The sequence below is a fragment of the Paenibacillus sp. 7523-1 genome (assembly GCF_002276415.1).
Classification (GTDB): domain Bacteria; phylum Bacillota; class Bacilli; order Paenibacillales; family Paenibacillaceae; genus Paenibacillus; species Paenibacillus illinoisensis_A.
The window spans coordinates 147,827-170,182 of record NZ_NPBR01000020.1; the positions used below are offsets into that span (position 1 = coordinate 147,827).

At 49.0% G+C, this 22,356-nt stretch carries 17 protein-coding genes; 12 read left to right on the forward strand and 5 right to left on the reverse strand.

Annotation, left to right across the window (positions count from 1 at the left end; all coding sequences use genetic code 11):
• The first annotated feature begins 115 nt into the window (after positions 1-115).
• From CHH60_RS21800 to CHH60_RS21815, 4 genes are all read left to right on the forward strand, one after another.
• Entirely contained in the window at positions 116-1,888 is a 1,773-nt protein-coding gene (locus CHH60_RS21800) for an ABC transporter ATP-binding protein (RefSeq protein WP_095361127.1), read from the forward strand.
• Positions 1,869-3,710: an ABC transporter ATP-binding protein gene (locus tag CHH60_RS21805; protein ID WP_095361128.1), complete on the forward strand. Its 1,842-nt coding sequence runs from the start codon at positions 1,869-1,871 to the stop codon at positions 3,708-3,710. Before CHH60_RS21800 ends, CHH60_RS21805 begins: the two co-directional genes overlap by 20 nt.
• A 262-nt stretch (positions 3,711-3,972) precedes the next feature.
• Positions 3,973-4,287: a hypothetical protein gene (locus CHH60_RS21810; RefSeq protein WP_095361129.1), complete on the forward strand. Its 315-nt coding sequence runs from the start codon at positions 3,973-3,975 to the stop codon at positions 4,285-4,287.
• A gap of 52 nt (positions 4,288-4,339) precedes the next feature.
• A complete protein-coding gene (locus CHH60_RS21815; protein WP_095361130.1) occupies positions 4,340-4,648 on the forward strand; it encodes a hypothetical protein in 309 nt (102 codons plus the stop codon).
• Positions 4,649-4,705: 57 nt separating this feature from the next.
• Here the strand turns inward: CHH60_RS21815 and CHH60_RS21820 are convergent, their stop codons facing one another.
• Positions 4,706-6,310 (reverse strand): bifunctional metallophosphatase/5'-nucleotidase, encoded by a 1,605-nt coding sequence (locus CHH60_RS21820; RefSeq protein WP_095361131.1) that lies wholly within the window; start codon positions 6,308-6,310, stop codon positions 4,706-4,708.
• A gap of 252 nt (positions 6,311-6,562) precedes the next feature.
• On the opposite strand from CHH60_RS21820, the gene CHH60_RS21825 reads away from it, so the two are divergent.
• From CHH60_RS21825 to phnE (CHH60_RS21840), 4 genes are all read left to right on the forward strand, one after another.
• Positions 6,563-7,549 carry a phosphate/phosphite/phosphonate ABC transporter substrate-binding protein gene (locus CHH60_RS21825; protein WP_095361132.1) on the forward strand — a complete coding sequence of 329 codons (987 nt, stop codon included), beginning with the start codon at positions 6,563-6,565 and terminating at the stop codon, positions 7,547-7,549.
• Between the two features lie 176 nt (positions 7,550-7,725).
• Positions 7,726-8,523, forward strand: a complete 798-nt coding sequence (gene phnC, locus CHH60_RS21830; RefSeq protein ID WP_095361133.1) for a phosphonate ABC transporter ATP-binding protein — start codon at positions 7,726-7,728, stop codon at positions 8,521-8,523.
• Positions 8,520-9,374 (forward strand): phosphonate ABC transporter, permease protein PhnE, encoded by an 855-nt coding sequence (phnE, locus tag CHH60_RS21835; RefSeq protein WP_095361134.1) that lies wholly within the window; start codon positions 8,520-8,522, stop codon positions 9,372-9,374. Before phnC ends, phnE (CHH60_RS21835) begins: the two co-directional genes overlap by 4 nt.
• Positions 9,371-10,177 carry a phosphonate ABC transporter, permease protein PhnE gene (gene phnE, locus CHH60_RS21840; RefSeq protein ID WP_095361135.1) on the forward strand — a complete coding sequence of 269 codons (807 nt, stop codon included), beginning with the start codon at positions 9,371-9,373 and terminating at the stop codon, positions 10,175-10,177. Before phnE (CHH60_RS21835) ends, phnE (CHH60_RS21840) begins: the two co-directional genes overlap by 4 nt.
• A gap of 253 nt (positions 10,178-10,430) precedes the next feature.
• Here phnE (CHH60_RS21840) and CHH60_RS21845 read toward each other — a convergent pair whose 3' ends face one another.
• Both CHH60_RS21845 and CHH60_RS21850 read right to left on the reverse strand, forming a co-directional pair.
• A complete protein-coding gene (locus CHH60_RS21845) occupies positions 10,431-13,235 on the reverse strand; it encodes a DUF5689 domain-containing protein (protein ID WP_441339406.1) in 2,805 nt (934 codons plus the stop codon).
• A gap of 204 nt (positions 13,236-13,439) precedes the next feature.
• On the reverse strand, positions 13,440-13,916 hold the full coding sequence (locus tag CHH60_RS21850; RefSeq protein ID WP_176476164.1) for an RNA polymerase sigma factor: 477 nt from the start codon (positions 13,914-13,916) through the stop codon (positions 13,440-13,442).
• 629 nt (positions 13,917-14,545) lie between these two features.
• Between CHH60_RS21850 and CHH60_RS21855 the strand changes: the two genes are divergently transcribed.
• Positions 14,546-16,888: a rhamnogalacturonan lyase gene (locus CHH60_RS21855; protein WP_095361205.1), complete on the forward strand. Its 2,343-nt coding sequence runs from the start codon at positions 14,546-14,548 to the stop codon at positions 16,886-16,888.
• A gap of 178 nt (positions 16,889-17,066) precedes the next feature.
• Here the strand turns inward: CHH60_RS21855 and CHH60_RS21860 are convergent, their stop codons facing one another.
• Complete coding sequence (locus CHH60_RS21860; RefSeq protein ID WP_095361137.1) at positions 17,067-17,675, reverse strand: histidine phosphatase family protein; 609 nt, start codon at positions 17,673-17,675, stop codon at positions 17,067-17,069.
• Between the two features lie 173 nt (positions 17,676-17,848).
• On the opposite strand from CHH60_RS21860, the gene CHH60_RS21865 reads away from it, so the two are divergent.
• Positions 17,849-18,865 carry an AraC family transcriptional regulator gene (locus CHH60_RS21865; protein WP_437126867.1) on the forward strand — a complete coding sequence of 339 codons (1,017 nt, stop codon included), beginning with the start codon at positions 17,849-17,851 and terminating at the stop codon, positions 18,863-18,865.
• 189 nt (positions 18,866-19,054) lie between these two features.
• Entirely contained in the window at positions 19,055-20,560 is a 1,506-nt protein-coding gene (locus CHH60_RS21870; protein ID WP_095361139.1) for an alpha-glucosidase/alpha-galactosidase, read from the forward strand.
• A gap of 83 nt (positions 20,561-20,643) precedes the next feature.
• On the opposite strand, the gene CHH60_RS21875 is transcribed toward CHH60_RS21870, so the two are convergent.
• Complete coding sequence (locus CHH60_RS21875) at positions 20,644-21,138, reverse strand: hypothetical protein (RefSeq protein WP_217990003.1); 495 nt, start codon at positions 21,136-21,138, stop codon at positions 20,644-20,646.
• Between the two features lie 349 nt (positions 21,139-21,487).
• Between CHH60_RS21875 and CHH60_RS21880 the strand changes: the two genes are divergently transcribed.
• Positions 21,488-22,258, forward strand: coding sequence for an amino acid ABC transporter substrate-binding protein (locus CHH60_RS21880; RefSeq protein ID WP_095361141.1), 771 nt, complete (start codon positions 21,488-21,490; stop codon positions 22,256-22,258).
• Positions 22,259-22,356: the final 98 nt, after the last annotated feature.

Genomic DNA, 22,356 nt, shown 5'->3' on the forward strand with positions numbered 1-22,356 from the left:
GTATTGGGTACGTGAAATTTTACATAGAGTTAACGAAAGAGACTAACGGAGCTGGCTGCGTAGACCAAAAAAATGAGTCGCGGTAATCTAGCCCTCCGGTGCCGGAGGAATGGTAATGATCAAGCTGTTGTACTACTTGAAGAAGTATCGGGTTGCCGCGATCGCTGCACTGGTCATGATGCTGATTGAACTCGCGGTGGAACTTGCTCAGCCTTACCTGATCTCCAAAATCATTGACAACGGGATACAGCAAGGAGATCTGTCAGTGGTTTGGTTGTGGGGTGGCGTGCTTGTCGGCAGTGCTGTCGTGGCATTTGCTGCCGGAATCGCCAGTTCATTTTTTGCATCACATGCGAGTCTCGGGTTCGGATATGATCTGCGGGAGAAGCTGTATGACAAAGTGCAAGCGTTCTCTTACGCCGTATTTAACCGATTCGCCACGTCCTCGCTGATTACCCGATTAACCGGGGATGTGACCCAGGTGCAGGATACGGTCTTTATGAGTCTGAGGTTCATGACACGTGTGCCACTAGTGGTTATTGGAAGCATGATTATGGCTGTCGTGGTGAACCCAAGGCTGGGCCTTTTGCTTTTCGTGATGGTGCCTGTACTGCTCGTATTTGTCATGTGGATGATCAAAAAGGCCGCACTGCTGTTCCGCAATGTGCAGCGCAGACTGGATGCCGTCAACGGTGTCATCCAGGAGAATCTGACAGGCATTCGGCTGATCCGTGTCTTCGTCCGGATGGGCCATGAGATCGAGCGCTTTGCCGGATTCAGCGGCAAGCTGATGAAAGGTACGATCTCCGCGCTGCGCCTGACAGAGACCACCATGCCCTTCATGCTGCTCATGATGAATGGCTGCATCATCGCCGTGCTCTGGTTTGGACGGCGTGACATCTCGACCGGCAGTGCAAGCGTCGGTGAAGTGGTCGCGGTCATCAATTATCTGCTCCGCACCATCGGGGCCATGTCTGCCTTGTCCTGGATTCTGGTGACCTTCTCCAGAGCCAGTGCTTCAGCGCAGCGAATCAACGAAGTTTTTGATACAGAGGATCCATCGGAGGCTGATCAGAATTCAGCTGTGGTTCAAGACCCTGGAACTGGAAAGCAGTTTAAGCGAGCTAATGCTGTTCAAGGTGCAGTTGAATTCCGAAATGTAGGATTCAGCTATCCGAACAGTAATATAACAGTCCTGGAGGATATTACGTTCTCGGCCAAGCGAGGCGAGCGCATCGCCATTATGGGTGCGACAGGATCAGGTAAATCATCACTCGTGCAGCTGATTCCAAGGTTGTATACCGAGGATCAGGGCAAGGTGTTCATTGATGGCAGGGATGCAGACCAACTGCCAATACCTGCATTGCGGGGTGCAATCGGTTACGTGCCGCAGGAGGTGGTTCTCTTCACGGGTTCCGTGCGGGATAACATTGCCTGGGGACGGGAGGACGCAACGCTGGAAGAGATCAAGGAAGCCGCGAAGCGTGCCCAGATTCACGACACAATTGAGAAGCTCCCGAATGGATATGATACGCAGCTGGGTCAGCGCGGGGTTAACTTGTCCGGTGGCCAGAAGCAGCGTCTGTCCATTGCACGCGCATTGATCAGACGTCCGAGCATTCTGATTTTGGATGACAGCACGAGTGCACTCGATGTGGCAACGGAAGCGAGGCTGCTGGATGCGCTGGAAGAGCTATCTTGTACAACCTTTATAATCACCCAAAAGATCAGCTCAACGACCTCTGCGGATCTGATTCTGCTGCTGGACGATGGACGTCTAATTGGGCAGGGAAAACATGAAGACCTGATGGATTCGTCCGAGCTGTATCGCCGAATCTACGGATCTCAATACGGGGAGGGTACACCGCATGTTCAAAGCGTTCATTGAACCTTTCCGTCAGCCTCCGCCGCCACTGGATCCCGAAACGCTAAAAGCAGGTGGAGGTCGCAAGCCGAAGGCACGGGCGAAGAACTGGTCCGGTACATTGGGCCGGATCTGGACTTACTTGGCCCGCCGCAAAGTGAAGCTGACGATGGTACTGCTGATGGTATTTGCCAGTTCTGCACTGGCGCTGCTTGGTCCGTACATGGTCGGCGTGGCCGTGGACAATTACATGGATGGCGAAGCGACAAGCTCCAGCTGGATGACGTTTTTGTTGGGACTCGCAGCAGTGTACGTGCTGTTCTCACTCACATCCTGGCTGCAAAATATATGGATGATTGAAATCGCGCAGGAGACCATTTTCCGGATGCGTTACGATCTGTTCTCCCATCTGCACAAGCTGCCGATTCCATTCTTCGGCAAACGTCAGCAGGGTGAGATCATGAGCCGGGTCACGAATGACATCGAGAATGTCAGCGGTACGCTGAACAGCTCGGCCATTCAGATTTTCTCCAGTGTACTGACGCTGCTTGGTACGTTTGGCGTGATGCTCTGGTTAAGTCCATTGCTGACCTTGCTGACATTTATCGTTGTACCGCTGATGGCGATTGGCATGCGCTGGATTACACGTCGAACCGGACCACTCTTCAAAGAACGTCAGCGTAATCTCGGTGAACTTAATGGGTATATCGAGGAGACTTTGTCCGGACAACGAATCATCAAGGCCTTCTCCCAGGAGGAGCGGGTGGTTCGCGGATTCGAAGAGCGGAATACCCGAATCCGGGTATCCGGTTTTTGGGCGCAGACCATTTCCGGTTTTATCCCCAAACTGATGAATGGATTGAACAACCTGAGCTTTGCTATTGTGGCAGGGATCGGGGGGATTCTGGCCATCCAAGGTACGGTTACCGTTGGGGTCATTATCATCTTCGTGGAGTATGCTCGTCAGTTCACTCGTCCGCTGAATGACCTGGCGAACCAGTGGAACACGCTCTTGTCCGCGATTGCAGGAGCGGAGCGGGTGTTCGAAGTATTGGACGAGGATGAAGAAGCAAAGGATGAAGGAGCTGCGGTTTCTCTGAATAAGGTGGAAGGAGCCGTGCGCTTCGACCGGGTCTCCTTCGGATACGATGAGGGGCGCAGCATTTTGCATGAAATCAGCTTTGAGGCGAAGCCGGGTGAGATGATTGCCTTGGTGGGGCCGACGGGAGCTGGGAAAACAACCTTGATTCAGCTATTGTCCCGCTTCTATGATCCGACAGCGGGAATGTTGACGGTGGATGGAAGGGACATTACGACCATTCGGCGTGAAAACCTGCGTTCCCACATGGCTTTTGTTCTTCAGGATTCATTTCTGTTCCAAGGGACCATTCGGGAAAATATCCGTTTTGGCCGTCTGGATGCTACAGATGAAGAAGTAGAAGAGGCTTCGAGACTTGCCAATGCTCACTCATTCATTATGCGCATGAAGGATGGGTATGACAAAGTGCTTCAGGCAGATGGGAGCGGCATAAGTCAGGGACAAAAACAGCTGCTTGCCATTGCCCGGGCCATTTTGGCGGACCCGTCCATACTCGTATTGGATGAGGCGACCAGCAGCATTGATACTGTTACGGAGATCAAGATTCAAGAGGGTTTACAGCGGCTGATGCAGGGACGTACCAGCTTCGTCATTGCCCACAGGCTGAACACCATCCGGCAGGCAGACCGCATTCTGGTGCTGAAGGATGGGCAGCTGCTGGAACAAGGCTCGCATGACGTGCTGCTGGAGCAGGGCGGCTTCTACAGTGAACTGTATTACAGCCAGCTGCGCAAGAAAGCGCAATAGTAGGCTGTGAGTCAGGTGATCGATTCATATTAGATTTTATTACTACAGCAAAAGAGCAGGGATGAGGGCATGAAACCCTTGATTCCCTGCTCTTTGCCGATTTGTCGAAGGTGTGGAAAAGCGCGGCACCGAGCCTGGCTAAGGGAGAAGACAGGAAATATAGTCGGAAGTTCGTATTGAATTTTCTGGAAAATACAACCGTGACGATATGTCAACTTCAGGATATACTGGAACGAGATATTTTTCAGGAGGTACTTGTTGGATGAAGAATGCAAAAGTTGCTTACTCGCTCTTCCTTTTCAATGCGATCTATCTGATCACTTTGCTTGGATACCCGGTGGTGCTCATGCTTTGTGTGTTTATGTTTGATGCGCCGACTTCACATGACTATATATCCAACTATATAACGGTCTATATTATGGCCTCATATCCTGTTGCTGTTCTCTTGTCACTCAGCTGTTGGATTTTTTATCATGCACGTAAATTTAAATGGGCCCTGGTTATCGGCAATTTATTGTTGTTCTGGGTAGCGGCAATCATATTAGTCGGCATTGCCTCCAGTATTGTTTCGTTTTAGGTTATAGCTAGAATCAATGAAATAAGATTGTGTTTCCGGGAGGTCGCTAATTGTGAAAAATCGTACCGTAGCATACTGGCTTTTATCCATCAACGCAATCAATTTGATTACTCTCGTAGCCTATCCTTATATGTTAATTATCAGTTTCTATATGTTCGCCAGCAGCAATACAGATGATTACATACTGGAGTACATTGCCGCAGGGGTGCTGGCTACGTATCCGGTTCCCGTCCTTGCATCATTCACTTGCTGGGCGTTCTATAATAACTATAAGTTCAAAGCTGCATTAATGATGGCGAATTTGATACTGGTTTGGGTGGCGGTCCTGCTGCTGGCTGCGCTTGCTTCCACCCTGATATAGGTTAAAAGCAAATTGAAAAGGCAGAACCTTCATATGCGAAGGTTCTGCCTTTTTTGACTATCCGCTGATTACACGCCAATTATTCGACTGCTCCACTTTCAGAGGTTGATGTCTGCGAATATAGTCCTCCACCAGTGCCGCCATATCTGTGGCGCCTTCATGCAGTACCTTTTTGCCAGGATACATGGCGTAATCTCCGCCACCTGCCGCACGGTAACTATTCATCACGACAGAGTACGTCCCCTCCATATCAAGCGGTTTACCTTCACGTTCCAGTCTAACCACTCGGCTCCCCACAGGCTTCGATATGTCCAGCTCGTATTCGAGGCCTGCCCACATATCATAGTTGTAATGCTGCGGTTTCGGGGTCATATAGGCTGGATTGACCACGACTTCACCGGAAGCGCTCAATTCAAAATAGCGTGCTGTTTGCTCCAGCGCATCCCGAATGTCCTGACCGCTTAACTCCAATACAGTCAATGTATTGGGGTATATAAAATTGGATAACACATCCCTCACCGTAATGCGGGGGCCAAAGCCGCGGGCTTCTTCACTGAGCAGTGCCGTATTGGAAATTTCAGCTCCGGTTGCTTCCATCTGTACCTGGTGTACAAAGTCAATGAAGGGATGTGCCGAGAGCCGCAGAGCAGTGACATCGTTGATGGACAAGTCCCCGGCTACTTCGCCAATCGGCTGATCGAGCCATGCTTGAGCAGCAGCTTCCAGGTCTTCCGTAAGATCCATGACAACAGCATCGGGCTGTACATGGCTGTTCTCATCCAGAAGCAGCAAACGAGCTTCTTTCCCCGTAATCTTCCACGTCCCGTCCGAATGCTGCTCTAATTGAACGGATACTTGTCCAAGACCGTTGCCGCTGAAGCCTGGCTGAATGACGGTCACGCCATGAATTTCGGCAGTAAGCTGACGGTGCTGATGCCCGGTCAGAAGTACATCAATACCTTCGATGTCACGGCAGATGGCGTAGGCCTGGTTTTCTCCAGTTAACCGTTCGGCAGGCTCACCGCTCTCCAGATCACACTCAAATCCGCCATGATAACTGACCACCATTACGTCCGGCTGCTCATGCTCGCGAATGTAACCAACCCATTTTCGAATGGTCTCCAATGCGTCAAGGAAATGTAAACCTTCGATATTCTTCGGATGCTCCCAGTTCGGAATATAGTGAGTGGTTGCACCAAGCAGAGCTACTTTAACACCAGAACCTAATGTCTTGATGAGATAGGAAGGACCATATGCGGGTACATCCGGCTGTTCGCTGCTAACAATATTGGCGGATAACCATGGGAATTGGGAGGCATGAACGGCTCCGCGCAGCAACTCCTGACCATAGTTAAATTCATGATTGCCCATCACAGCAGCGTCATAGCCCAGTTCATTCAAAACTGTGATGAAGGGATGAACATGGCTATCCGTTTCCAAGGAAGCAGCATAGGATGCCAAGGGAGAGCCCTGCAGCAAATCCCCGTTATCCACCAGCATGAGTTCGGGTGATTGTTCACGCTGCTTGCGGATCAGCGAAGCGAGCAGGGCAAGACCTGCTGGACGGTACGCATTGGTATTGTAATGAATGGGACGGATGGCCCCGTGAAGATCACTAGTGAAAAGGATGTCGAAATTAGACGTGCGGGTTACGGATGTCATTTTACAATCTCCTCTAATATATAAATATGAATATATGGAATCACAGGCTGTTTTGCCAATGATTAACGAGTGAAGATCAGCCTCTGTATCTATATCTTCAACCATAATGAGCCTATTCTAACAGATGAAACTTCGTCTGACAGCCTGACAGGAAACTTTACAAAACTCCAAATTTCGTTTCACATCGCGCAAATATTTGCCAATTATAGTAGACAAGTATTGAAAAATAGAAACTCTTTGGAGGGTGTTCGCTTGAAGAAGTCCGCTTTATTTTTACCATTGTTGATTTTGGTTCTGTTTCTAAGTGCTTGTGGGTCTAGCAGTACAACGGGTTCGGCTAACGAGACGAATTCGAGCTCCAATGCTTCCGGTACATCTACCGAAACGGCAGAAACAGACAAAGAAGCCGAAGGGTATGTACCAACTGAATTGACTGTACAGTTCGTTCCATCCCAGAATGCAGACACACTTGAAGCCAAAGCAAAACCGCTTGAGAAATTGCTGGGCGACAAACTGGGCATTCCGGTAAAAGTCAGCGTATCCACGGACTACAACACAATTATCGAAGCGATGGCTTCCAATAAAGTAGACGTGGGCTTCCTGCCACCAACGGCTTATGTACTGGCAAAAGAAAAAGGTGCAGCACAAGTTATTCTGCAGGCACAACGTTTTGGCGTAAATGATGAGACAGGTGCTCCGACGGAAGAACTGGCTGATTCCTATAAATCCATGTTTATCGTAAAAAAAGATTCGCCGATCCAATCCATTGAAGAACTGAAAGGCAAAAAGATCGCCTACCAAAACGTAACTTCTTCCGCAGGTTATGTATGGCCGGCAGGTCTGTTGCTGGACAGAGGCATTGATCCATTGAAAGACGTAACTCCTGTAACGGTAAAAGGTCATGACCAAGGTGTTATTGCTGTACTGAACGGTGACGTTGATGCAGCTGCCATTTTCCAAGATGCACGTAACACGGTTTCCAAAGACTACCCAACGGTATTCGAAGATACACGTGTACTGGCGTTCACAGAGCCGATTCCTAACGATACGATCGCTGTACGTACAGACATGAATGCGGATTGGACAAGCAAAATCAAACAGGCGTTCATCGACATCGGTACAGATCCGGAAGGTCATGAAATCATCAAAGAAATCTATACACACGAAGGTTATGTAGAATCTGATGACAGCAAGTTCGAAATCGTTCGTCAATACGGCGAAAAAGTAAAAACCGAGTAGTCTTTGTTACAAGTAGACATTTGAAATATGTAGATGGTGTCATTCGTTTCCAATGAATGTTACAGATGTATTCGCAGTGCGGACAGGCCAGTTCAGCGTGATATACGCTGCGCTGGCTTGTCCCGTTACTGCCTGCAACGAAATAGAACTCTATTAATGAAAGAAGGATTAATGTCATGATTGAGCTTCGCAACGTAACCAAAACATACGCCAACGGCACCAAAGGCCTAGATAATATTAACCTTACCTTTAAGCAAGGCGAATTCATTGCGGTAGTAGGCTTGTCCGGTGCGGGTAAATCCACGCTGCTGCGTTCCATCAATCGTCTTCATGATATCAGCGAGGGAGAAATCGTGATCAACGGCAGTTCTATCACGAAAGCTCAGGGCAAGAGATTACGCATGATTCGCCGGGATATCGGTATGATCTTCCAGAGCTTTAACCTGGTTAAACGCTCGAGTGTCCTGCGTAACGTTCTGGCGGGCCGCGTCGGGTATCATTCCACGATGCGTACCATTTTGGGCCGTTTTCCAAAGGAAGATACGGAACTTGCATTCGAAGCGCTCGAACGCGTAAACATTGCTGAGAAGGCTTATTCCCGTGCAGATCAGCTGTCCGGCGGACAACAGCAGCGGGTGGCGATTGCCCGCGTCCTCGCACAGGAAGCAAAAATCATTTTGGCAGATGAACCGGTTGCCTCCCTAGACCCGCTCACCACCAAACAAGTCATGGATGATTTGAAACGCATTAATCAGGAGCTCGGCATTACGACCATCGTTAACCTTCACTTTATTGATCTGGCAAGGGAGTATGCGACACGTATTGTCGGTTTGCGTGCAGGTGAAGTGGTGTTTGACGGTCCTGTGGAAGAGGCGACAGATGAGCGCTTTGCGGAGATCTATGGCAGACCGATTCTCGCAGACGAGTTGTTGGATAAACAGGCTGTAACCGAGCAGGGAGAAGTACTGGTATGAAGGGGCAGTCTGGCGCTTCACTTCATACACCACTAACGGGAGCGGGGAAGGAGCCTGGATCCGGACCTGGACAGGTAGTTAATCGTCCCAAACCACCCGGCCGCACCAAACATCTGCTCACGCTAGTTATCATCTTGCTGCTGCTGTGGGCCAGTGCCAAACAGACCGATGCGAGCTTCGGCGAACTGTTTGGAGGATTCCCCGAAATGTGGAAATTGATAAAGGAAATGTTTCCACCTCGGTGGACTTACTTTGACAACATTGTTCAGGGCATGCTGGAGACCATTCGTATGGCTCTGATTGGCACCACCATCGGCGCAATTATTGCCATTCCAGTTTCGATTATCTGTGCAGGCAACCTGATGCCAAGCCGCTGGATTTACTATCCGGCCCGGTTTGTACTCAACCTGATTCGTACCGTGCCCGATCTGCTACTCGCTGCATTGTTTGTTGCCGTATTCGGTCTCGGCCCAATCCCGGGTATTCTGGCACTTGCCGTATTCTCCGTCGGACTGATTGCCAAGCTGACCTATGAAACGCTGGAAACAATTGATCAGGGACCGCTGGAAGCGATGACGGCTGTTGGCATGAACCGGATTCAACTGATCGTTTATGGTGTGGTACCACAATTGGCTGCCCAGTTTACGTCCTATGTTCTGTATGCCTTTGAGATCAATGTGCGTGCGGCTGCCATCCTTGGATTGGTAGGTGCAGGCGGTATTGGACTGTACTATGAAGCAACACTTGGATTCCTGGAATATGACAAAACGAGCGTGATCATTCTCTTTACTCTTGTTATTGTTCTGATCATTGATTATGTAAGTACTAAGCTGCGGGAGAAATTGTTATGATGAAAAATGAAACGAGCGTCATCCGGCGCAAACCTCGGAAGAACCCGCTTCGCTGGGTCATTGTGTTGCTGCTCATCCTGGTATATGCCTGGGCACTGGCAGGCGTACCGTTTACTGGCCTCAAGGAAACAGCCGGACAGATTATGAAGGCGATTATTGCCGGGATTTTTTCGCCTGACTGGGACTTTGTCTATTTGCCGGAAGGTGAAGATTTGCTGCGAGGATTGCTGGACACGCTGGCGATCTCGATCCTGGGAACCGTTATTTCGGCAGTGCTGTGTATTCCGTTTGCTTTCTGGTCTGCCAGAAACATGAGCCGCTTCCGCGGCATATCGGGTGCAGGGAAAATGGTGCTGAGCTTCATCCGTACCTTTCCTGAGATCATCATGGCCTTGCTGTTTATTAAGGCTGTAGGGCCGGGTTCCTTTGCGGGTGTACTTGCACTTGGACTGCATTCCATCGGGATGCTGGGTAAATTGTTCGCGGATGAAGTGGAAAATATCGATTATGGACCATCTGAAGCGCTGCTTGCTTCGGGAGCCACTCGTATGCAGCAGCTGTGGTTTGCCGTGCTGCCGCAAGTATTGCCTGGATTCCTCAACTACACATTGTATCGCTTCGAGATTAACGTACGTTCTGCAACCATTCTGGGTGTTATTGGGGCAGGGGGAATTGGTACACCGTTGATCTTTGCACTCAGCACGCGGAACTGGCCCCGAGTAGGGATTATCCTGCTGGGGATCATCGTGATGATCACAATCATTGACCTGATCTCGGGGTATATCCGGAAGAAGCTAGTATAAATAATCATAGAAGTCTTGGATTAAGAAGAGGCTATCACGTGCTGAAGTATAACTGCGCGGATAGTCTTTTTTCTGCATTTTAACTAAATCTTGATTCTCAGATGATCCATTAAGGTTTGCAACATTTTCGTTTCGTTTTTATAAAAGAGGTGGGGGGAATATGAGAGCGGCAAACTGTCACAAAAAACAAAAAAACCGAAACCATGTTGCCTGGAATCCAGGCCACTGTTGGTTTCGGTTTTTTTGTTATCTCTTAGCTAGCCAAAGGCAGTGCTTTGGTAACTTGAACCGTAATCGTTTCGGTGCTTGTCACACCAGCTGAATTCACCAGCTCAGCACGGTACGTGTACGTTCCGTTGGCACGACCGGACAGGTCTGTTGCCGCACTTTGAGCAGAAGGTGTTGCAGCTTTCAAGGCTTGAGTATCAATCAATACATCATTTTCATAGAGGCGATACTCGGTTGCATTTGTACCCCACCAGAGGTTCATCGTTACTTTGTAGCTGCCATCTCCATCCCAGTTGTCCTGGGAGAGGACTGCTTTGCCTGGAGCAGCATTGGCAACTTGAACCGTCAATACTTCACTGCGAGTGGAACCGCTGGAGTTCGTCAACTCAGCCACATACGTATAAGTACCGTTGGCTTTGCCAGTAATCGTGGTTTTGGCCGATTGTGCTTGCGGAGAAGCGCTGGTCAGCGTTTGCGAATCGATCAACACGCCGTCTTCGTATAATTTGTAGCTTGTCGCGTTTTCACCCCACCAGAGGTTCATGCTAACAGTATAGGATCCTTCAAGAAGACCATTGGTATGGCCATTATTGGAGGAAAGCACGGGTTTACCCGGTGCACCCGCCGAAGGAATCGAAGGCTCTTCACCGCCGCCTTCTTCCTCGGCAGCAGCAAAATCATTCAGGTTTCTTGGTTTCAATTGATATACATCCTTGAAGATGGCAGCCACACCGGTAACATTGATCTTGTCACCTGCTGCGTAAGGGAAGCTCGATTCAGTTACCCCTGTGCGTGTATCGACACGTACATGAGTGCTTGTCCCGTCGGCTGCAACTGCGTCGAATTCAAACGATCCAACAGGTGTTGCGCTGACCATGTTTTCAACCGTTACGTCTTTCAGTTGGATCAATTGTCCCTGATTGTTATCCGTTACTGTCGATGCTTCAACAGGAGCCGGGATATCAGCTGTTCCTGTTTTCTCGATGGCAACAATATCAGTCAGTTCGAACTCGGAGTTATACAGCGCCGTAGCTGCTGTAACCTTAACCTTGTCTCCGGCATGGAAACCGCTTGTGCTTTGGAAGACATATAGTCCGCCTGTTTCATCCTGCAAGTAGAAGGATTGTCCGCCAAATGCGCCTGGCTCTGTAGTCACAACGCCTTCAACGGTTACCGTTGTTCCGGCTGTTTTGGCACGTGCTTCAGCAATGGTGATTGCTGCAGGAATCGGTCCTTCTTCCTCCGGAAGCTGCTCGGCTGGAACATTGCTGATCGTGACAGCATTCGTGATCAGGTTGCTGCCGTTCAGGCGAAGACGCAAGTTCGCGGCACCGGAAGTTCCTGGCTTGATGCGAACGTTCAGATCCTTGATTGCCCGGCCTTTGCTGTCGGAAGTTACGCTGAATGTGGAGCTGTAGCCATAGGAAGTCGGCCAAGTGCCGCTCTCATTCTGAATCATCGCTACTTGAGTTCCGCCAGTCAGATAAATTCCTGCACTGTACCCGGATACAGTCGTGTTGGCAGGCATATTTTCCACGACAACGCGAACTTGGAAGTCCTCTGCGTTAGGCAGTGTATCCTGTTTCACGAAGCTGTAGGAAGCATTAGCGCTGGAAGCAGGTCCGCCATAGGAACCTGGTTTGAAGGTGGAGCTGTCATACCATTTGTAACCTGCAGCTGGTGCAGCCCAAGGTTCAGCCTGTGGCTCGGTGGAAGCTGCTGGTTCCTCGAACGCCAGCAATGCGGTTGGGCTATCCAGTTCCAAACCGTTTACCTGGGTAAAATCGGTATAGTTTTCTTGTGTAGCAAGCCAGTTTACTGTGTTGACGAGCAGCGCAGCATCATCGGCTTCTTTGAAACCATCATAGGTTGTTTTGCGTGCACCCGTCTCTTCACGCAAATATTTAGGTGACGCATCTTCTACTGGGGAGGAGTCTCCGATGAAGGCTGCTTTACCCGCACCCAGCTTGGATACGGCTACGTAAGGACCTTCTTCGATTCCGCCGCCGTTGTAGACGCCTTGATCGACTGCATTATTCCATTTTGCATTGGTTTTTGGCAGGTAGACAATACCTTTTGCTTTTTCCGGATCGGTAATAGCGAGGGTGGAACCGGCATGCATGGCTACAGCCGATACCCCTTCAGTGATCCCGAAGGCTTGATCTGCAGGTACAATGATGTTTGCGTCGATATCGCCAAGTGCGTTATAGCGGAATCGTACGCCAAAGTTATCGGACAACCAGTCCGTACTGGTTACATTTTGCATGGCTGCAGAGTTACGTTCCTCTGTGCTCATACCTTTAGCTGGGTCTTCGTATGCTCCACGACGGTAGCCGTTAATGACTTCAGAGCCATCCCAGCGGTTTTTGTTGCGGTCGGCATTATAGTGATCTCCGACGAAGAAGATACTGCCGCCAGATTCAACATACTGCTTCAGCGCAGCTTGTTCTGATGTTTTGAAAGGAATTTGGGGTTCTGCAATAACAAATACGTTATACTCCTTGAGGTCATCATAGGTAAATGGAGTTGTTTTTCGAAGTTCCTTCACGTAGTACCCGTCATTTGCGAGTGCATTACCGAAGTCCGAGAATCCGCCGTCAATAACCCAGTCTGCAGCTCCGGCTGTCTGACCATGCGAGTTATCGAACAATACCTTTTTGCCGGCATTTTCGTTCACCACTTTTGCCTGGATGAACGGTGCCGGATCCGTTGGTCCCTCTGCGTGAACAGCAGCGTTCCCATGCCATAATCCGACCTGAAGCGGTAAAGCCATGGACAATGCAAGGAGTGATTTTAACCATACTCCACGCATGCTTGTCAATTTACCCAACCAAATCCCTCCCAAATATTAGTTGATTCATAAGTTCGTCCATATTTTATCACACCAAAATCTCACATAGTCATAACAATTTGTAAAAAATACCTCGGGTTTTGTAAAATTGAGCCATTAGACATACGTCAAAATGGGAATATACGATAAAAGCTTACATCCTCTGTTTATTTTTGCTTAGCATAATATGAAGAAAGCCATCTCTTAGGAGATGACTTTGGCACGTATGCGATTCACGGCATGGAATACCGAAGATTTGATCATGCCTTCACTGCGATTGACGAGCTGAGCGGTTTCCCTGATGCTGTATCCATGAATGACGCGCAGCTCAAGGATTTTGCGATGTTCTGGATTACTGACGACAGAGAAGAGATCGTTGACACTCTCGGTGATCTCCAGTTCGGATATGTCATAGTGGTACGTTGGCACGTCAAGCCTGCTATCCCGCTTCATGGTTCGCGTTCGTTTGCGGAAGGTGTCCAGAGCGAGGTTGTAAGCAATCTTTTTGAGATAGTAGAGCAGTCGATCTTCAGGGATGTCTGCGTGAACGTTCATGAGCCGAATGAAGCATTCCTGCGTCAGATCTTCCGCATCTTGAGGCTGCCTGATGATATGGGATAAGTACCGTGTGATATCCGATTTGTAGTTAACATATGCGTTGTTAATTGTTGCGCTGTTCATGTAATGTGAGTCTCCTTTGATTACCGTCTGCATATCCGTTCCGGTTGGTACGATTCGAATGTCAGTATAGCGAGAGGATGTTTCCAAACGCGCCAAACTTGTATCTAACTTGTAACAATTGGAGCCTAGCGACCTTCGCTACCCACATCAAGTTCGAGACCACCAATCTTAAAATGAGACTTCGATGGACATGTGAAAGGTAGTGGAGGAGACGAAGTCGATTCTGGAGATAACAGCGATCGGAAAAACAATTCGTAGACGGAACGGTTGTTCAGACTTATTTTTGAAATGAGTCCAATAAAACACTGAATATTGATCGTTTTGAACGGATATTTGCCTATGTCACAGCGGAAAGGATGTCTATAATAGTACCCGTTGGGCAGGAATGCTTGCTCCGAATTGAATGAGGAATGGAAGGAGGACAGTGCTCTGGAAGTCGATTGAGTGTTTGTTCGACTTTGTTTATGTAAGCGCAATCATTGCGTTGTGGCGACCTGTTCTGTTCAAAATTAAGATAAGCATCACCTATTCTGTCTCAAGGAGAGTGAAGGTTGATGAATTCCAAAACAACAGTAAAGGTACATAAGGAAGAGTTTCCCCGTGTACAGACCAATCGTCGGAAGATGCGTATGCCGCTTGCGGCCAAGGTGTTATCCTCGGCACTCAGCGTAGCTTTGCTTATTGCGGGAACCGCGGGGACAAGCGGAGCAGCGGCTTCCAATGGCAGCAGTGCAGCAGAGGCTAGCCTTCAATCACACAAGGGGGGCGGTTCATTGAAAGAGATTCAGCTCGAATATTTGGATCGGGGGCTAGTAGCTGCATCCACGTCCGAAGGTGTTTTTCTAAGCTGGAGGTTACTTGGGGATGAGGCAACGGGGTACAGCGACAAAGGGCTGACAGGCACGAACTTCAACGTATACCGCGACGGCAAGAAGATTGCTACCGTTACGGACAGTACGAACTATATCGATCCCGCAGGAAAATCGTCTTCCCGCTATGAAGTGGCCGCTGTTAACAGCAAGGGAAAGGAAAGCAAGCGCAGCAGCTCCGTTAAGCCGTGGGCGAGTGGCTATATGGATATTCCACTGCAAAAACCGGATGATGGGGTTACACCTGCTGGCGAAGCCTACACGTACTCCGCGAATGACATGAGCGTAGGTGATGTGGACGGAGACGGCCAATATGAGTTTTTCGTCAAATGGGACCCTTCCAACGCCAAGGATGTATCTCAAAAAGGCTACACCGGTAAAACGTACGTCGATTGCTACACCCTGGATGGCCAGTTGTTGTACCGGATTGATCTCGGGGTCAACATCCGTGCGGGTGCTCACTATACACAGATGCTGGTTTATGATTTTGATGGAGATGGCAAGGCAGAATTGATGTTCAAGACCGCTCCGGGAACCAAGATTATCAAATATAACAAAAAGGGAAAAGTGACGTCAGAGAAATATATAACGCTGCCAAAAGAAGACCGCAAAGCAGGGTACTCCAACGAAGACGACTATCGTTTAAGTGCTGACGGTTACTATGATCATGTAGTCGACATGTTCAAAAACTGGCACAAACACGAGGAGGTTGTGAAGGGGAACTGGCCAGCTACGCTGGAGGAGGCTTTTGGCATAGAGAAGAAGTATGCCTATCCATTGTCCCAACAGGATGCCGAGAGTCTGGCTGATTACTTCATCGATGTCTATGCGCCAAGCCGCAGTGATAAGAACGAGCTGCGCAAATTCGAAGGCTTTATCGTAGATGGACCTGAGTATGTGACCGTGTTTGAAGGGGAATCCGGCAAAGAGCTAGAGACCATTCCTTATGAGCCGGAGCGCCATGATGACGGTCTAATGTGGGGCGATTATGCCATGGCACGGATCGAGCCAGGTAACCGGGTGGATCGTTTCCTGGCAGGAGTGGCGTATCTGGATGGCAAGAATCCATCCGCTGTCTTTGCACGCGGGTACTATACACGCTCGACGATGGTGGCTTATAACTGGGACGGCAAAAAGCTCAAACGCGAATGGAAAGTGGACAGTGGCTGGACGCCGATGAAAAATCCGTTCAACGACGGACCACACGGTGTAGATGGCACAGATCCGGAGTACGGCTCCATTACAACTCAAGGTGCTCATTATTTCAGTGTGGCTGATGTCGATGGAGATGGTAAGCAGGAGATTATCTACGGTTCAGCTACGATTGATCATGACGGCAGTGTGCTGTACAGCTCAACGGATCTGATGCCTGCGGAGAGTGCTGCACCGGGAACGGTGGCCCGTCTGGGTCATGGGGATGCACTGCATGTGGCAGATATTGATCCGGATCGTCCGGGACTTGAAATCTTCATGGTGCATGAAGGCGGTCCGTGGGCTCCATACGGATATTCCTTGCGGGATGCCAAGACCGGAGAAGTGATCTATGGCGGGTACACAGGCAAAGATACTGGGCGTGGTATGGTAGGGGATGTAGACCCGACTCGCCGAGGTTTGGAGACATGGGCCGTAGGATTGTGGACAGCCAGTGGGGAGAAAATAAGTGATAAGGCGCCTGGCACCAATATGAATATTCGCTGGGCAGCAGATATGACGACTCAGATCGTAGACGGCGCGATTGATGTTACTCCAACCATCAAGGATTGGAATCGCGGCACGCTGCTGACCGCCACAGGAACATTAACCAACAATCATACCAAAGGTACGCCATCTCTGGTGGCCGATATTTTCGGGGATTGGCGGGAAGAGATGCTGGTGAGAACGGAGGACAGCTCGGCGATCCGCATCTATCTGAGTACGGAGAAGACTGACCGGAAGCTGTACACGCTGATGCATGACGCCATGTACCGCGTGGGTATTGCTGGACAGAACAGCGGTTATAACCAACCTTCCTATCCGTCCTTCTACATGGCATCGGATATCGACTGGTCGAAGGTAACGCTGCCCAAGTTCTCCACTCCCCAATCAGGTAAGGGTGGAAAATAATTAGGCTCAGGTTAATGAAAAAAGGCTTCTAATATAAAACATAGCTCTGGAATATCCCGGTGTGTTTCGGCACATGAGGGGTTCCAGAGCTTTTTCACGTAGGAACGGAAGAAGAAGGAGAACTGGATCAAAAACTCATCCAATCGAGGGGGACTATATCAGAGCTATACCTTTATCTTCAAGTCAAATGTTCTATGGACGCGAATGCTTCAATTCTGCAGTTCCCTTTATCATAGATTAGCTTGGTTATGGAACATTCGGGAATAAGACGGTTTTGTACGGATTTAAAATCAGGATGCCAGACGTTCAGCTCTCGCTCGGTGAAGTCCTGAACCAGGAAATCGGTAATAAGTCCGCCATGGGTAACCACGATGATGTTACGGTTTGCCGGCTCTTCATTATGCAATTCGTCCAGTAGGGAGGCCAGACGCTTACCCGCTTTTTTGGCCGAATCACCCACAGGCGGGATGTAATCCGGATCAGACGTGCATTGATCCCACATCGCGATAAATTGCTCCAAGGTCTGATTAGGACAATCGCCCCAATTGGCACGCTCTCGCAAGCGGGAATCCTCGGCTACAGGACAATGAGTAAACAAGGCAATCCTTTCTGCAGTTTCTTTTGCTCTTTGAAGGGGACTGGTAACCATTTTGGTGATGGGGAAAGCAGCCTTGGCCAAATGCCTTGCTGTTAACTCAGCTTGTATGATCCCTTCGGGAGTAAGGGAGACATCACCGATGCGCCTTTCTTTTAAACCGTGTCTCACGAGATGGAAGATGGTACTCATCATACTCGACCTCCTTATAGGATGGAAAATAGTGCGGAATAAGTTTAGATGTTTAGCTAATTATATAAGTGTCTAATCGTAATAAGCAAGTCTATTTGAAGCAATGGAGTTTAAAACCACCTTGCAGAATTGCTACAATGGAGAAAAGTGAGGATCGCTGCATCAATGGAGGTATGAACATGAGCACGAAACGTTTTACGGGAAGCCTGTTTCAGGAGGAGCTGCGAACAGAGGACTGCGGGCCGCGATTCTACGCGTACTATTATAAGCAATGGGACAATTACAGCATGGCCTATCACCATCATGATTCGACTGAAATCATGTATATTATTTCGGGGATGTGCAGGGTGGATGTGCAGATGCTGGATGGGAATTCGGAGCAGGCTGTGTTGAAAAAGGGACAGTTCATTCTGCTGGATGCAAATGTGCCTCACCGTTTGCTGGTGGAGGATGGTGTTCCATGCCGGATGTTAAATGTGGAGTTTGGCTTTGCAGGCTCGGCGCCTGGACAACCCTCCATTCGGCAGCTCGCTCAGGAAGAGGAGGAAGTCGGTACCTTCTTAACGCACGCTTCGCCTTACATGGTACTACCTGATCCGGAAGAGGTATACCACATTATGAAAAGCCTCGTACTGGAGCTGGATCAACGCGGCCTCATGGATCACGGCGGGGCTGCGATCCCGATGCGAATCATTCCTTCTGATGAACGATCACACCATCGCGAGGCCAGGAATCTCAAGTCACCGGAACAGGGTACGCTGGTGCGTACACTGTTTATCCAGCTGCTGGTCCGGGTTGCACGGCTGCGTGGGGAGATGAGCCGGAGTGCACTGGATCAGTCGGAGCTATATGTTAAACGAACCATTGAGTTCATGCATCACAATATGGATCGCAGCATTCAGATGAAGGATATCGCGGCAGCGGTCAATCTGCATCCCGGCTATCTGCATCGCATTTTTCGTCAGCACACCCAGCGGACCCCAACGGACTATCTTACCATGCTTCGAATGGAGAAGGCCAAGATGCTGCTGCAGCAGACCAATATCCCGATCTCGGAAATTTCGGAGTACGTGGGTGTGGGCAGTCGTCAGTATTTCCACATGTTATTCAAAAAATATACAAGCAGGACTCCGGTTGAATATCGATCCATGATGGAGAGACATGTCAGCCAGTACCCACCAGAGGAATGAGTAAATTGTGTTATTTTTAGCCAAGAGAGAAGGATTGTAATTGATAATAAAAGTTAGGATTTTTGACAACCTCATCTGGAACTGGTCATGATTTTGATAACGCTTCCTCATTTTCCGTTGATACAATGATTCCATGAAGTGAGGTCATTAACCGAAACGAATCATTTCGGATTACGGGAGGACATGCGAATGTCGTTTAAAGTGGCATTTATCGGGGCAGGGAGTATCGGTTTTACAAGAGGTTTGCTGCGGGATTTGTTGACGGTACCGGAGTTTAACAACATTGAGATTGCGTTCTGCGATATTAATCAGCACAATCTGGACATGGTAACAGAGCTATGCCAGCGGGATATTCGCGAGAATGGACTCCATATTCAGATTCAGCCTACGACAGACCGAAGAGAGGCACTTAAGGACGCGAAGTATGTACTGTGTACAATTCGTGTTGGAGGGCTGGAGGCATTTGCAACCGATGTGGACATTCCACTCAAATATGGGGTGGATCAATGTGTCGGCGATACGTTGTGTGCTGGTGGTATTATGTATGGACAGCGCGGAATTGCCGAAATGCTGGACATCTGCAAAGATATTCGCGAACAGAGTGCACCGGACGTGCTGCTCCTGAATTATTCCAACCCGATGGCTATGCTAACGTGGGCTTGTAATAAATATGGCGGAGTTCGCACCATCGGGTTGTGTCACGGTGTGCAGCATGGACATCACCAGATTGCGGAAGCATTTGGATTGAAGATGAATGAAGTGGATATTGTTTGCGCGGGTATCAACCATCAGACCTGGTACATCAAGGCTTCTCATGAAGGCAAGGATCTTACAGGTGATTTGCTTGAAGCTTTTGAAAAGCACCCCGAGTACAGCCGTACCGAGAAAGTCCGGATCGATATGCTGCGCCGCTTCGGCTACTACAGCACGGAATCGAACGGGCATCTGAGCGAATATGTGCCATGGTACCGCAAACGTCCAGAAGAGATTCAGGACTGGATTGATCTGGGCAACTGGATCAACGGAGAGACGGGCGGGTATTTACGCGTGTGTACAGAGGGCAGAAATTGGTTCGAGACTGATTTTCCCAATTGGATGAAGGATGAACCGATGCAATTTGTTCCGGAAAAACGTGGCGGAGAACATGGTTCATACATTATAGAAAGTCTGGAAACGGGACGCGTATATCGCGGCCACTTTAATACAGTGAATAACGGCGTGATCTCCAATCTACCAGATGATGCGATCATAGAGGCGCCGGGATATGTGGATCGTAACGGGATCTCGATGCCTCATGTTGGTGATCTGCCACTGGGTCCGGCTGCGGTATGTAATGTGAGTATTTCGGTGCAACGGCTTGCGGTTGAAGCGGCTGTACACGGAGACGACAAGCTGCTTCGTCAAGCATTCATGATGGATCCGCTTGTCGGTGCCGTATGTAATCCAAAAGAAATTTGGCAGATGGTTAACGAAATGCTGGTTGCTCAGGCGAAGTGGCTGCCGCAATATGGTGAAGCCATTGCAGCCGCAGAAGCCAGACTTGCTGCCGGTGATCTTATTCCTACGAAGGAATATGAAGGTGCAGCACGTCTCAAGGTGAAAACGATCGAAGAGATGCAGCAGGATCGTGATGCAGCGAACAAAAATGCGGGTGAGTCCGATAAGGGAAAAGACCGCGAGAAAGTGCAGCAATAAGTGTAAGATTCATCTGAGCAGAACATAAGTTGAACGTGAACCATGACAAGGCCCACTCCAATGTGTTGGAGGGGCCTTGTTTTTTATTTTTTCTCCAAGAGATGAACGGCAAAAGCAAATGAAGTATCTCCTAGGGAGACATTGGAGTCTTCAGGAGAGGACCAGCGGGCAAATGCTCCATAATAGTGAATGCCTGTTTCCTGTGCCAGCTGGAATGATCCCGCTGTAAATGACACGCGATGAGCTTTTCCATCCACAATCTCGACTAAAGTAAATTCATCCGGGGCAACGTCAGTGCCCATATCAATGGATACATCTTCTCCTACAAGTAAAGTAACAGGAGTTATTCCTTCCAGCAGTTCCATGGTTCCTGCGTAGTCAGCACAGCTGGCCTCCCAACAATAACTTCCCTGTATAGCAGGAATGGCGCTCCCACTTGCAGTTTGAATCATTGGCGTAGGGAGTTCCTTCGGTAAGTTCTTGCGGCTGCTCGTTGCGTGAGAGGGATTCCCCTCGTTGGTAACGTTGTATTGGTTGGTATTGCATCCGGATATTAGGAACACAGATCCAAGCAACATAAAGGTAATCCAAGTTTTCTTAGTATTTATGAAGTTAATCTCAAACACCCCCCAATATATTCCATACGAAAAGTAACAGAGGAATGTTGCTCAGCAATGGGTGGGCACGGAGTTGAAGGCACTTCAGGACCCAGTCCAATGGGATTCCGTGGTAAGTTCGAAGCTGGAGAAACCAGCAAAAGTCCAAGAGGCATTTTCACAAATTGTTGACAATTGAGCTGCATGAAAACGTAGGAAATAGGCAAGACACTCGACTCTGCTCCCATGCTATGTTATTATAAGTCTCTGATAACGTGGTAACGAACTAAAGCGTTTGGGTTTTGGTTACAGACATGGAGGGGTTCTAGAGATGAGAAAAAAAGCGATATTCCTATTATTCATCAGCATATGCATGATCGTTGTAGCAGGTTGTTCCAGCTCGGGAAGCAAGGACGACAACTCCATTGTTGTGGGGATTGATGACAAGTTCGCTCCAATGGGATTCCGGGATGAACAAAATGAAATTGTAGGTTTCGACATTGATTACGCCAGAGCTGCAGCGGAGAAAATGGGTAAAGAAGTTACCTTTCAGCCGATCGACTGGTCTTCCAAAGAATCAGAGCTGAACAGCGGCCGGATTGACATGATCTGGAACGGGTACACGATTACGGACGAACGCAAGGAGAAAGTGCTGTTCACGAAGCCTTATTTGGAAAACAGTCAGGTTGCGATTACACTGGCCGATTCCCCAATTACGAAGCTGGATGAGCTGGATGGCAAAAATGTGGGATTGCAGGCTCTGTCTTCAGCCGCAGATGCACTCGCAGCCAGTCCACTGAAGGACAAAGTGAAAGCTTCCGAATTCAAGGATAACGTTCTTGCACTGACGGATCTGAAGACGAAACGTCTGGATGCCGTTATCATTGATGAAGTGGTGGCAAGATACTACATGTCGAAGGAAGAGGGTACGTTCAAATTGCTGGATGAATCCCTTGCACCGGAGCAATATGGTATTGGTATCAAAAAAGGCAACGAGGAACTGCTCAATCAGCTGCAAAAAGCACTGGATGAACTGAATGCAGACGGAACGGCAGCAGACATCTCAACGAAGTGGTTGGGTGAAGACAAGGTATTGAAATAGACAGGTTAGCCGCCTGACATACGATCAGAACAATATGACCCCGTATTCCTCTTGGAGCATCGACTCCATTGGAATGCGGGGTTAACAGATTAGAGGAG